The organism is Candidatus Avelusimicrobium stercoris (genome assembly GCF_002437085.1).
Lineage (GTDB): Bacteria > Elusimicrobiota > Elusimicrobia > Elusimicrobiales > Elusimicrobiaceae > Avelusimicrobium > Avelusimicrobium stercoris.
The window spans coordinates 21,177-34,743 of the sequence record NZ_DJOA01000018.1; the positions used below are offsets into that span (position 1 = coordinate 21,177).

The 13,567-nt window shown below is 46.4% G+C and carries 12 protein-coding genes; 5 read left to right on the top strand and 7 right to left on the bottom strand.

All coding sequences use genetic code 11. From position 1 onward, the window contains the following. The 7 genes from lepB to tpx all read right to left on the bottom strand — a co-directional run. Positions 1 to 884, bottom strand: an 884-nt coding sequence (gene lepB / locus B2118_RS02990; protein ID WP_428053221.1) for a signal peptidase I, incomplete at its 3' end; no start/stop codon positions are given. Positions 885 to 892: 8 nt separating this feature from the next. Then, positions 893 to 2,002, bottom strand: coding sequence for a glycosyltransferase (locus B2118_RS02995; protein WP_428053223.1), 1,110 nt, complete (start codon positions 2,000 to 2,002; stop codon positions 893 to 895). A gap of 136 nt (positions 2,003 to 2,138) precedes the next feature. Further along, positions 2,139 to 2,300: a rubredoxin gene (gene rd, locus B2118_RS03000; protein WP_428053225.1), complete on the bottom strand. Its 162-nt coding sequence runs from the start codon at positions 2,298 to 2,300 to the stop codon at positions 2,139 to 2,141. Between the two features lie 20 nt (positions 2,301 to 2,320). Continuing rightward, positions 2,321 to 2,833, bottom strand: coding sequence for a flavin reductase family protein (locus B2118_RS03005; protein WP_428053227.1), 513 nt, complete (start codon positions 2,831 to 2,833; stop codon positions 2,321 to 2,323). Between the two features lie 13 nt (positions 2,834 to 2,846). Further along, the gene (locus B2118_RS03010; RefSeq protein ID WP_428053229.1) at positions 2,847 to 4,043 is read right to left on the bottom strand and encodes an FprA family A-type flavoprotein; all 1,197 of its coding nucleotides are present in this window, start codon (positions 4,041 to 4,043) and stop codon (positions 2,847 to 2,849) included. Between the two features lie 19 nt (positions 4,044 to 4,062). Then, positions 4,063 to 4,449, bottom strand: coding sequence for a desulfoferrodoxin (locus B2118_RS03015; RefSeq protein WP_428053231.1), 387 nt, complete (start codon positions 4,447 to 4,449; stop codon positions 4,063 to 4,065). A 9-nt stretch (positions 4,450 to 4,458) separates the two neighbouring features. After that, positions 4,459 to 4,968, bottom strand: coding sequence for a thiol peroxidase (gene tpx / locus B2118_RS03020; RefSeq protein ID WP_428053233.1), 510 nt, complete (start codon positions 4,966 to 4,968; stop codon positions 4,459 to 4,461). Positions 4,969 to 5,278: 310 nt separating this feature from the next. On the opposite strand from tpx, the gene dnaA reads away from it, so the two are divergent. The 5 genes from dnaA (at position 5,279) to gyrA (ending at position 13,312) form a co-directional block, all read left to right on the top strand. Then, positions 5,279 to 6,661, top strand: coding sequence for a chromosomal replication initiator protein DnaA (gene dnaA, locus B2118_RS03025; protein WP_428053235.1), 1,383 nt, complete (start codon positions 5,279 to 5,281; stop codon positions 6,659 to 6,661). Between the two features lie 171 nt (positions 6,662 to 6,832). Then, the gene (dnaN, locus tag B2118_RS03030) at positions 6,833 to 7,942 is read left to right on the top strand and encodes a DNA polymerase III subunit beta (RefSeq protein ID WP_428053237.1); all 1,110 of its coding nucleotides are present in this window, start codon (positions 6,833 to 6,835) and stop codon (positions 7,940 to 7,942) included. Then, complete coding sequence (locus B2118_RS03035) at positions 7,942 to 8,238, top strand: DciA family protein (RefSeq protein WP_428053239.1); 297 nt, start codon at positions 7,942 to 7,944, stop codon at positions 8,236 to 8,238. The genes dnaN and B2118_RS03035 overlap by 1 nt, the downstream gene beginning before the upstream one ends. Before the next feature lie 30 nt (positions 8,239 to 8,268). Further along, a complete protein-coding gene (gyrB, locus tag B2118_RS03040; protein WP_428053241.1) occupies positions 8,269 to 10,743 on the top strand; it encodes a DNA topoisomerase (ATP-hydrolyzing) subunit B in 2,475 nt (824 codons plus the stop codon). Positions 10,744 to 10,798: 55 nt separating this feature from the next. After that, positions 10,799 to 13,312, top strand: a complete 2,514-nt coding sequence (gene gyrA / locus B2118_RS03045) for a DNA gyrase subunit A (RefSeq protein ID WP_428053243.1) — start codon at positions 10,799 to 10,801, stop codon at positions 13,310 to 13,312. Positions 13,313 to 13,567 lie beyond the last annotated feature (255 nt).

Below are 13,567 nucleotides of genomic sequence, written 5' to 3' on the forward strand. Positions count from 1 at the left end.
AAACGAGAATCGCAGGAGTTATCCCGATTGTCCCCCATAGCAAAATAGGTGTTTTCCGGCACTACCACAGGGCCAAAGGAATCGCGTAGTTCAAGCCCTAAATAATTATCAAGCAAATGCTCTTGCCACAAGGTTTGATACTCTTCTTTATCTTCCACTTCAAAATAAGGCACGCGCTCTATATTTTCATAAACCTCATAATCTTGCGCAGGTAGTTCTTTCCCATTAACCCACGGGCGGCCGTTTTTAACCTGAACCGTATCACCCGGCATAGCAATTACACGCTTTACAAAATCTTTACCATATTGGCTACCCCCGCAGTTTTGTTGAGAGCGGTCCTTAGCCGGAAACTGGAAAACAATAATATCACCCGGTTTAATTTGCTCATAAGGAAAAAGGCGGATATCCGTAAAAGGAATACGCAAACCATAGGCGGCCTTGTTTACAAATAAATGGTCTCCCTCTACCAAGGTATAGCGCATAGAAGCGGAGGGAATTTTAAAGGCCTGAATAAAAAAGAACATCACAATAGAGGCCACAAACCCGGCAAAATAAACCGTGTTACTCCACTCCAAATCAGCCTTCATTAGTTTTTGTCTTTTTTCATCAGCCACTTTTTTACCCTTAAAAAAACCATAAACACCACACCCAAAGGCTAAAATAATTCCTAAAATAAGTTTAGGCCAATTTAAAGGCTCCCCTGTTCCACCTCCCATTACAAAGGTTAAAATATATGCCGCGCAGGATAAAATAATAAATAAGAAAGAACTATGCCACCAGGCAAAGGCATTATTCGTAGTCAATTTATCCTTTTTATTTAAATAACGGGTAAATAACGTAAAGGCATACATAATACACGCCACTACAAAAAGACGTTGTTCCATATAGGCTCCTAATTTGTTTTCACGTGAAAACTGTTGTTTAATACTTGTTGATAAATTTGTTGATATTGTTGAGAACTCTGCCCAATCCGCTGGGAAATTTGTGCAGAATTATTACGCATTTGCTCACGCAAGGGTGCATTGTCCGTTAGTTCTGCCATAAAGCAACTAAGCAAGGTAACATCTTGCGCAGGGAAAACAAAGCCATTTTTACCGTGTTCCACCCATAGGGGCATATCCCCCACCTTACTAACTAGACAAGGCAATCCCACCTGGATAGATTCCAATAAAGACAACGGCAAGGACTCTTCCACGGACGGCAAAACAAATGCGTCCGCCATATTAAGCCAAGCATTAATATTATCTTGCTTCCCGGCCAATAATACCGTTTTTTCCAGTCCGTTTTGGTGGATAAACTCTTCCAGCATAGGCCGTTTTTCCCCCTCTCCCACATATACTAAACGGGCGTTTGGGTGTTTTTTAACTACGTTACAAAATGCCTTTAATAAAGTGAAAGGGTCCTTAACCGGGGCCAAGCGCGCCACATCCATAAATACGGTATGTTCCGGAGTGTAGCCATACTTTTGGCGCATTTGTTTGCGCAAAGATTCGTCTGCATAAAAAACAGTTTTATCTACTCCGTTTGGGAGCAAATAAACCTTATTTTTATTATATTTTTGCTTTTCTATTAAATACCGGGCCGTAGAAAAGGATTCCGCCACAGTCAGCGTATCTAAATCTTTTAAAAGTCTATCTGCCCAGCGGAGCGGAAAACTCTTTTTAGACAAATCAAAATGCGGAGTTGTAATGAGTTTTACCTTTTTTCCTGCGCACGCCACCCGGGCATATTCTATGGCGCGGTAGAGCATTGCGTGAACAATATCCGGCTGAAAATCTTTAATTTGCGCCGCGAGTTTTTGGATAATTCTCCCACCCAGCCAGCGCATATTCAGGCTTATTACTTGTATGTGATGTTGGGCCAATTCCTGTGCCACCGGCCCCAGCGGTTTTAAACAAACTACCCGCACGGTATGCGCTTGGGCCGTTTTTATGGTCAGTTGTAACAGGGCCTTTTCCGCCCCCCCTACATCAGTTGAAGTAATAACATATAAAATTTTCATATGTCTTATTATACCAAGTTTCACCCTGCCGCGCGGCCCCGAAAAACCAATAAAAAACGGGGCATAAAATGCACCCGTTTTTATGTGTAAAAAAATACTTAAAATTTAAGCATTTTTTTTAAAACTGCCCCTAATTTTAATTTTGAGGCTTAAACTGGTCCTTTCCTACCCCGCAAACCGGGCAAACCCAGTCCTCTTTTACATCTTCCCATTTGGTTCCGGCCGGAACGCCGTTGTCCGGGTCCCCTACTGCCGGGTCATACACATAACCGCAAACTTCACAAACGTATTTCACCATAATTTACTCCTCCCTATTTTTTATAAATGCGTGGCGCCCGCGGGTGTTTTACCTTTTATCACGTTATGATAATAATCATACGTTAAGGCTTTTCCCTCCGGGTTTAGAACGCCCGCATCCTTTACTTGCCCAATAAAAAGCGTATGGGTGCCCATATCCACCGTTTGGCTCACTTCTACTTCCATATAAGAAAGCGTATGCTCCACGACGATAGGGCACCCCAAAAAGCCCGTTTTATAGGGTACCTTTGCCAGTTTATCAAATGTCCGTCCCGAGCGGAAACCGAAGATTCCGATAAACGGCAACGGCGTATTTTGTTCTAGCGGCATAGCGGCAAACACACGGCTTTTTAAAATCATATCGTGCGTAAGGCTGTTTTTATTGACGGAAATAGCCATTTGGGCCGGGTCCGCCGTTACCTGGAAGACGGTGTTTACGATAAGACCGTTCTTCTTTTCCCCCTCGCAGGTGGTAACAATATACAGCCCGTACGTTATATAATTAAGCCCTTGGTTAATGTCGTTCACCGCCATATAGAAAACTCCGTTATTTTACTTTTTCGGCCAATTTTTGGCTGATAAGCAGACCCAAATCGCGGCAGGCTTGCTTTACTTTCTCGTCGGGCACAAAAGGCGATTTGATAGCCGGGGCCACCACTTCCACCTTCATTGCTTCCAAGGTTTTAGTCAGTTCGTCAATAGGCGCCCCGCTCCAACCGTAGGAGCCGAAAGCCGCGCCGATAAGGCCCTTTTTGCGCAACCCCTTTAAGTAGCAAAGCATATCCGCCATAGACGGGAAAATCTGGCTGTTAAGCACCGGTGAGCCGATAATAAGCGCGCTGGCGTCTAACAGTTCGGTAACTACATCACTGCGGTGGTTGCTGTGCATAGAAAGTTGTTTTACTTCCGTGCCGCCCGCGCGGAGTCCGTCGGTAATGTAGGACGCCATTTTTTCGGTACTGCCCCACATCGTATCATAGACGACAACCGCCTTGTTTTTCGGCGCCTGCGTGGCCCATTTAGCATACAAATTAATGATTTTGGCCGGGTCCTTGCGCCATACAAAGCCGTGGTCCGGCGCAATCAAACGCGGGGAAAGCCCCATTTTTTTAACTTGGTCCAAAAAGCGCAAGACGATATCGGAATACGGCAGGACGATATTGGCGTAATATTTTTCCGCTTCGTAGAGCCACAAGCGTTCCTCGTTCTCGTCATCAAACAGTTTGCCCGTAGCGTAATGCATACCAAAAACGTCATTGGTAAACAGGACGTTTTCCTTTTCCAGGTAAGAAAACATACTGTCCGGCCAGTGTAACATACGCGCTTCCACGAACGAAATCGTATCGCCGCCGACGTCAATGCGGTCCCCGGTTTTAACGGTTTTTAACTTCAAATCACAATGGAACTGCTCGGTAATATCTTTAAAACCCATTGTAGAAACATACACTTCTTCGGGCTCAATATAATTTACCGCCTGCGGCAAAGCGCCGGAGTGGTCCATTTCCGAGTGGTTGGAAATAATAATTTTGATTTTTTTCGGGTCAATTACGCTCTGGATGCGTTCCATCATTTCGCCGTAAAATTCCTTTTTTACGGTATCAATCAGGGTCGGTTTTTCCCCCATTACCAAATAGGCATTATACGTCGTACCACGCCTGGTGGAATAGCCGTGGAAATCGCGGATGTTCCAATCAATCGCCCCCACCCAATAAACTTTGTCTGAAATTTTTACCGCTTGCATCATATTATTTTTTCCCCTTAAATTAATTTTCCTTCTGCCATAAACCGTGTAAATTGCAATATTCCCGCGCCGTTACTTTATCCGACGCGCTCTTAAATTCCGCCTGCGGTTTTTCGCCGGGTTTTAAATATTTGCGCTGGACCTTGCCGCATTTTTCGCAAATCAGTTCAATCCACTCAATATAATGGTTGTCCAACATCGGGTGTTCCACACTACCCACAGTTACGCGGTAACCGCCGTCAATTTTTTCAATCACGGGGACGTGCTTTTCAGCCGCACCGTCGGAAATGCCCGCCTGCATTAGTTTCATCGCGTGCCCGCAGCAGGAGAGTTCTCCCCCCGCCGCGTGGACTACTTCCACCATATTACCGCAAGTTTCACATTTATAAATATCGTTTAATTTCGTCATATGCACCTCTTATAAAACCTTTTTGATTTCGTTTAAAACTGCTTCATAGTCCGGCTCGTTTGTTACTTCCGGTACAAACTGTGTATAGGTAACAATGCCTTGCTTATTAATGACAAAGACCGCCCGGGTAAGTAACCCCAGTTCCTTAATCAGTACGCCGTAATCCTGTGCAAAGCCGAAGTTGCGGTAGTCAGAAGCCGTAATCACCTTTTTTACGCCATTGGCTGCACACCAGCGAGCCTGTGCAAAGGGCAAGTCCTTGCTTACCGTTAATACTACAATATCACCCGGCAATTTGTCAGCCTCCATATTAAAGCGGCGCGTCTGTACACTGCATACCGGCGTATCCAAAGATGGCACACAGGAAATAACAAGTACCTTGCCTTCTAAATCCTTCTTGGAAATTTCTTCCAAATTGTTGCCGATTAGTTTAAAATCGGGCGCTTTTTCCCCCACTTTCACGGGGTTCCCCAGCAACGTAACCGGGTTTCCGTTCATTTTTATAGATAAGTTTGTCATCGTAAAAACTCCTTATTAATAATTATTCCTATTAATACTATATCATATTTCCCGCTTTTTTGCATCATAACAAAGGTTCCTTATCCGCACAAGCACAAAAAGGGATTAGTTTATTTAAAAAGAGTATTTTTTGGCAAAAACCGCGTTTTTAACACTTTTTATATGTTTTAATAGAAATATAGCCAAAATTTCAAAAAGCGGTTTATTTTGCATTTTAACCCCATTATCAACCGTTTTAAACATTTTTTATTTGACGGAGCCCGTAATAAGTGGTATTATAAAGAATATATTATTTTATGGTGGCTTTACTGTGGATAACTTTCAGGACACACCCCAATTAATTCCCGTTTTTCAAGATATAGAAAATATTATAGGTAAGGATACTTACGATATGTGGCTTCGCCCGGCGCAGTTTGCCTACGCGGGCAATGTGCTTACGATTTCCTTACCCAACCAATTTTGGGGTAAAACGATTCGCGAGCGTTACGAACATATTATAAAGGACGCTTTTTTAAAACATTTAGGCGCGGAAATTAACGTCGTTTACGAGGTTTCCGCCCAACAACCTACCCCGACGGTGCAAACCGCGCAGGATGTTCTTTCCGCCGCGCCCGTTTTGGCGGCCTCTGTGCAGGCAGCCCCGGCAATAAAAAGAAACCCTTTTCCCTCGCGGTTAAATTCCGCCTATATGTTTGATAACTTTATTGAATCCCCCTCCAACCGCTTTGCTTACAAAGCGGCCGAAGCCGTGGTTCATAAACTGGGTAACCGCGAAAATAACCCGCTGGTGATTTATTCTTCCCCGGGGCTCGGCAAAACCCATTTACTCCACGCCATCGGCAACCAAATCTTAAAGGAAAACCCAGACGCCAAAGTTTTATATATGTCCGGCGAGGAATTTGTGAGCGAATACATTGAGGCCTTGCAGAATAAAGCCTCGGAAAGTTTCCGCAAAAAATACCGCTCCTTGGATTGTTTTTTAATGGATGATATCCAATTTGTAGCCGGCAAATCCGCCAGCGAGGTGGAATTCTTCTACACCTTTAACGCGCTGTTTGAAAGCCATAAACAAATTGTGCTCTCGTCCGATAGAACCCCCCAACAGTTGGAACTGGATGAACGTTTGTCCTCGCGCTTGCTGTCGGGTATTTGCGTAGAGGTAAAACGCCCCAATTTGGAAACGCGTATTGCCATTTTGCGCCAAAAAAGGGACAGTATTAACTTTGACATCGGCGACGACGTATTAGCCTTTATCGCCGAGGGCGTACAGACCAATATCCGCGAATTAGAGGGCTCCCTCTTCCGTTTGGTGGCCTATTGCGGGATGCACGGCGTAACGCCCACTATATCCATTGCCAAGGAATTATTGGCCGATATTTTGGTAAGCGACAACGATTTGTCCATTAACGTAAATACGATTAAAAAAATCGTAGGCAAACATTTTAATATTAAAATGGAAGATTTTAATTCCAAGCGCAAGACGCAGTCTATTGCGTGGCCGCGCCAGATAGCAATGTTTTTAACCACGGAACTGACGGATTTATCCCTGCCGGAAATCGGCCGGGAATTTAACCGCGACCACAGCACCGTGGTCCACGCGCGCGACTTGGTAAAAGAAAAAATAGAGACGGATCCGTTTTTTGCGGCCGAAATAAACCAAATTATTTTGGATATTAAGGCTGTGGATAAGTAGTATATAACCGGTGGATAACTTGGGAATAAGTTTAAAAAACGGCTAATAAAATTTTTTGCGGTGGATGATGTGGATAAAAAAACCGGGTTATACACAAGTAAACCCCAACAGTTGTATAGGTAAAATCACATTATCCACGCAATCAACAGGACATATAATAGAGATTAAGATATGAAAATAAATATTACTAAATCAACCTTTTTGGAAGGCATACAGATTGTTTCTTCGGGTGTTTCATCCAGAACCACGCTGCCTATCCTGCATAACTTTTTGATTGAGGCGCAAGCCGGAAAGTTAAAGTTGGTCCGTACCGATATGGAAATGGCCACCATCCACTATGTAAATGCAGAAGTGGAAGAAGAGGGCAGCATTACTGTACCGATAAAGGAATTTTCGGAAATTATCAAAAACTTACCCGATGATAAAGAAATCAACTTGTACACCGACGAAAACAATAAATTTCATATCAAATCCGGCAAGAGTAAATTTTGGGTAATCGGCACCCCCAAGTCCGAATACCCGGCTATTCCCGAGGTGGAACGCACGAACAGCGTTTCGTTGTCTCCCTTGGAATTGCAGGATATGGTGGTTAAAACCGCCTTTTCCGCTTCCACGCAGGAAACCCGCTATATTTTAAACGGCCTTTTGTGGAATAACACCCCTGAAAAGTTTGAAGTCGTCGCCACCGACGGCGGCCGCTTGGCGGTGGCCTCGCACGCATCTTTGCCGGGCAGCAACGAATTTAAAATTATTATTCCCACTAAGATTTTGAACGAAGTCTGCCGCTATATCACCATTGCCAAACCGGGCAAGGACGATATGATTGAAGTAAACGTGGCTTCCAACCAAGTCAGTTTTATGATGAAGGAAACCACCTTTATTTCCCGCTTGATTGAAGGCAATTTTCCGAATTACAACCAAGTAATTCCCACCAAAAAGAACCTTGGTTTTGAAGTATTTACCAAGGATTTGCTGGCTTCCACCCGCCGCGCGAAACTTTGTATCGGGGAATTTGGCGCACTCGTTAAATTCAAATTGGAAAATAACAATTTGACGATTTCCGCCAACTCCCAAAAGATGGATTTTACAGACGAATTACCCGTAGAATACACGCAGGAAGCCTTTGATGTGGCCTTTAACCCGGATTATATTATTGACGTACTGAAAAACATCGCTACGGAAAAGGTTTCTTTTTCGTTTGTAAACGCTTCCCAGCCTGTACTGGTGGAACCGGTGGGCGATACGATGTTTAAATATGTCATTATGCCGGTGCGCGCTTAATGAAGTTCGGCCAAAACCCCAAAAAAGAGTGGCGTTCCAGCGCGGAACTGGAAAACCGTTTTAACGGCCTAAACCGCCGTTTAAACAGGCTTATGATCTTGGACCACGTATGGAACCAACTTATTGGAAATAAAGCCAAATTTTGGGTATTAAAGGCCGTTAAAGACGATACGCTCTATGTGCAGGTCAAAATTTCGGTGGCTAAGAACGAATTAATCGCCCGCCGCCAGCAGTTAATTAAAGAACTGAACAAACATTTTGAGCAGCCGTGGATCGGAAAGATAGAAATACAATAGATTTGCCGTATTTACATTAAGGAGTTGTAAATGACAACCGAAGAACAGAAAGAGAAGGATTACGATTCTTCCAAAATTACCGTTTTAGAGGGATTGGAAGCGGTCCGCAAACGTCCGGCTATGTACATTGGCTCTACGGGGCTTCCCGGGCTTCACCACTTGGTGTACGAAGTGGTGGATAACTCTGTGGACGAAATTTTAGCCGGCGGGGCCACTACCATCACCGTTACGATTAAAGATGATATGACCTGCTCTATTCAGGACGACGGGCGCGGTATCCCCGTGGACCTGATGAAGAACGCCAAGGACGCCAAACTGCGCAATAAATCCGCGCTGGAAGTGGTAATGACCGTTCTCCACGCGGGCGGTAAGTTTGACAGCGGAGCTTATAAAGTGTCCGGCGGTTTGCACGGCGTGGGTGTGTCCTGCGTAAACGCTTTGTCTGAAACAATGGAAGTGGAAGTCCGCCGCAACGGGCATATCCACTACCAGTGCTACCACCGCGGTAAACCTGCCGAACCGGTTAAAGTGATCGGCGATACCGACGAACACGGTACCAAGGTTACCTTCCACGCAGATAAAGAAATCTTCGGCGATGTGGCCTTTTCCTATGAAACTATCGGCAACCGCTTGCGCGAACTTGCGTTCTTAAACGCGGGCATCAAAATTATTTACACCGATGAACGCAAGGAAGACAACCAAACCGTTACCTTCCATTACGAAGGGGGGATTGCCCAGTTTGTTAAGTATTTAAATACCAATAAAACCGTTATCAACCCGGAACCGATTTATTTAACCAAAGAGGTGGGGGATAATTATATTTCCTTTGCTATTCAGTATAACGAAAGTTATTCTGAAAACGTGTTTTCGTTCGTTAATAATATTCACACCGTGGAAGGCGGTACGCATTTAAGCGGTTTCCGCTCTTCGCTTACGCGTATTATTAATGAATACATCAAGAATAACAACCTTTCCAAACATAAAGATATTTCTGTGGGCGGGGATGATATTAAAGAAGGTTTGACGGCTGTTTTGTCCGTCAAAATTCCGCACCCGCAGTTTGAAGGGCAGACCAAAACCAAATTGGGCAACTCGGAAGTGGAAGGTATTGTCCGCTCTGTGGTGAGTGATACTCTTTCTACGTTCTTTGAAGAGAACCCCAAAACGGCCCGCGCCATTTGCGAAAAATGCGTCGGCGCCGCGGTGGCGCGTGAAGCCGCCAGAAAGGCGCGCGATTTAACCCGCCGCAAAGGTGCCTTGGAGGGGGGCGGACTGCCGGGTAAACTGGCCGACTGCCAAGAAAAAGATTCCGCCAAGTGCGAACTCTTCCTCGTAGAAGGGGACTCCGCAGGCGGTTCTGCCAAACAAGGGCGCGACCGTGTGTTCCAGGCCATTTTGCCGTTGCGCGGTAAAATTATCAACGTGGAAAAAGCCCCGCTTGTGAAGATTTTGTCCAGCGATACCGTGCGCGACTTAATCGCCGCCGTCGGTACGGGCGTAGGCGAAGGGGAAGGCGGTTTTGATATTGCTAAACTCCGCTATCACAAAATTATTTTAATGGCTGATGCTGATGTGGATGGACAGCACATTTCTACCTTGCTTTTGACGTTCTTCTACCGCCAGTTAAAGCCGCTTATTGAAAACGGCCACGTCTATTTGGCCCAGCCGCCTTTGTACAAGGTGAAAAAGGGCAAAGTGGAACAGTATCTGCAAACCGAAGACCAAATGCAGCAATGGCTGATGAAGGAAGGCCTTGCCACCGTTACGGTTACGGATATGAAGAAACAGGAAGCCCTGTCCGGCGACCAGTTGCGCGATTTGCTTAAAATTCTGCGCGACGTGGAAGACACCTTGGGCAAACTGGAAGTTAAAAATATTACGCTTTCCGATTTTATGGCGTTCCTCGCCGAAGGCAAAGTGCCGGTGTACCGCATCCCGTTAAGAAGCGGCGGTTTCCGCTATTTCTATACGGAACAGGAATACCGCGAATACGAGGAACAGTATATGCAGGAAAAACGCGACGAATTAGCCGCCGACGGCGTGGATATTGCCACCGTCAGCAATGATTCGCTCGTGCCGGAACACCAGAGCCTCTTTGAGTTTGGCAAATTGCTGGCTGACGAAAAGAAGATGGAAGTCTTCGGCTTTACGTTTGCCCAATACCCGGTGATTGAAAACGAAAAAGAACGTATCAATCCGCTGTTTAAAGTCAATAACGGCAAGACCGACGCCTTGGTATATAGTTTGGCGGAACTCTTGCACGCGGTAAAGGAAGCCGCTTCCTCCGGCGCTACGATTCAGCGCTACAAAGGTTTGGGTGAAATGAACCCCGAACAGTTGTGGGAAACCACTATGGACCCGGCCAAACGCAAACTTATTCAAGTAAAAATCAACGACGCCGCCGATACCGAACAGGCGTTTACGATGTTGATGGGCGACAAGGTGGAGCCGCGCCGCGACTTCATCCAATCGCACGCCTTGGAAGTAAAGAACTTGGATATTTAATATACGGGGCGTTTAACGCCCCACAGATTTAATCCGTAACAGGAGATATTTTTAAATGAGCGAAGAAATGAACAACCAGCCCCAAGCCCAAAATACCAATGTGGACTTGTTCGGCAATATTCAGCAGCGCGATATCGCGGGCGAAATGCGTTCTTACTACATTGATTACGCTATGAGTGTAATCGTAGGCCGCGCGTTGCCCGATGTGCGCGACGGTTTGAAGCCGGTACACCGCCGTGTGTTATATTCTATGAACGAAATGGGCCTCAAATACAATAAGGCCTATAAGAAATCCGCCCGTGTAGTGGGTGATGTACTCGGTAAATATCACCCGCACGGCGACACAGCCGTATATGATACGCTCGTGCGTATGGTGCAGGACTTTTCCTTGCGCAAACCTTTGATTGACGGTCAGGGCAACTTCGGTTCTATTGACGGCGACTCCGCCGCCGCTATGCGTTACACCGAGTGCCGCTTGCAGCGCATTTCCGAAGAAATGCTGGGCGACTTGGACAAAGACACCGTCAAAATGATTCCCAACTACGACGGCTCCTTAATGGAACCATCCGTCTTGCCGGCTAAACTCCCTGCCTTGCTCGTAAACGGTTCCGCCGGTATCGCCGTAGGTATGGCCACCAATATTCCTACGCACAACTTGGGCGAAGTCTGCGACGGTATTATCGCTTATATCCACAACCCCGACATTTCCACCAAGGAAATGATGAAGATTATCAAGGGGCCGGACTTCCCCACGGGCGCCATTATCCGCGGTACGAAGGGAATTTATGAATACTTTGAAACGGGCCACGGCAGCGTAAAAGTGCAGGCCAGCACCGAAATTGAAGAGCGCAAAAACGGCCGCGAAGCCATTATCGTAACCGCTATTCCGTACCAGGTAAACAAAACTGCGCTTATTGAGAGCATTGTCGCCCTCGTGCGCGATAAAAAAGTTACCGATATTTCCGATATCCGCGACGAGTCGGACAGACGCGGTATGCGCTTGGTAATTGAGGTAAAACGCGACGGTAACGCCCAAGTGGTGTTAAACCACCTCTTTAAGCATACCCAGTTGCAAACCTCGTTCCCGGTCAATATGTTGGCGATTGTGGACGGCCGCCCGCGTGTGCTGTCTCTCAAAGAAGTAATGAAGGCCTATGTAAAGCACCGCCAAGAGGTTATTACCAACCGCACAAAATTTGATTTAAATAAAGCACAAAGACGTGAACACGTTTTGAACGGTTTACTGGTGGCTATTGCCAATATGGACGAAGTCGTCGCCATTATCCGCAAAGCCAAGGACCCGACCGAAGCCAAATTTACGTTAATGCAACGCTTTAACTTGTCCGAAGTGCAGGCGCAGGCTATTTTGGATATGCGCTTACACCAGTTGACGCAACTGTCCGCGCTCGCTATTGAAAACGAACGCAAGGACTTGCTCAAACTGATTGCGGAATTGCAGGATATTTTGGGCAACCCGCAGCGCATTTTGGATATCATCGTAGAAGAACTTACGCAGTTAAAGAAAGACTACAACGACCCGCGCCGCACCGAAATCGGCCCGGATATGACGGACTTCTCTATGGAAGATTTGATTGAGAAGGAAGATGTAGTCATCACTATTTCCAACGACGGCTACGCCAAACGCATCCCGCTCTCTACGTATAAGAGCCAGAACCGCGGCGGAAAGGGTATTATCGGCAGTAAAACGAAAGAGGAAGACTTTATGGAACACCTGTTTGTAACGTCTTCGCACTCTACTATTTTGCTGTTCACCAATCGCGGCCGCGTATTTGCGTTACGCGCCTTTGAAATCCCCGAGGGCAACCGTATGTCCAAGGGTAAGGCGATTGTCAACCTGTTGCAACTGACGGGCGAGGAAAAAGTAACTGCCGCCACCGCCATTGAAACGTTTGACAAAGAACATTGCGAAAATACGTACCTGACGATGTGCACCCGCTTGGGCACCATTAAGCGTGTGGCCTTGGGCGAATTTGCCAACATCCGCCGCTCCGGCATTATTGCCATCGGCTTGGAAGAAGGCGACGTGCTCGTCGGCGTACAGACCACGCACGGCAAATCGGATATTTTGATTGCCACCAAGAACGGCAAATCCATCCGCTTTGACGAAAACCAAGTGCGCTGTATGGGCCGCCCGGCCAAGGGTGTGCGCGCCATTAACTTAGGCGCCGGCGATGTAGTGGTGGGTATGGAACAAGCCCCCAACGACGAACCGCAGCCCGATGTGCTCTCCGTCTGCGAAAACGGCTTTGGTAAACGCACGGAATTTAGCGAATACAAACGCCAGAACCGCGGCGGTATGGGTGTAATTACCATTAAAACCAGCGCGCGCAACGGCTCGGTAGTGGGCATTAAACTGGTGGACGAAACGAAAGACTTGATGATTGTAACCGAAAAGGGGATGACCATCCGCGTCCGTTGTGCCGATATCCGTTCCGTCAGCCGCAACTCCCAAGGGGTTACGCTGGCCAAAATGGACGAAGGCGACAAAATTGCCCGTATTGCTCCCGTCGTTAAAGACGAGGAAGAAGCCGAATCGGACGAAAAATAAGCCGCTAACGGATTAGATTAAAAGCCCCGGTGGGTGATATAACCCGCCGGGGTTTTTGCGTGTTACAGGAGTGTTTTGATTGTTCTTCGTAATGTTTTTATAACATTGGTGGTTATTCTGAACAGCCACCCTTATTGCTAGGCGGCACCCCGTAGTGTTTCTGTACGGGGACTATTGATCGGCTTCAGAATCTACTTTTTGGGGTGTTAGTCGTTGTCGTCATCCCCGAGTGTTTTTGTCGGGGAACTGTTGTTT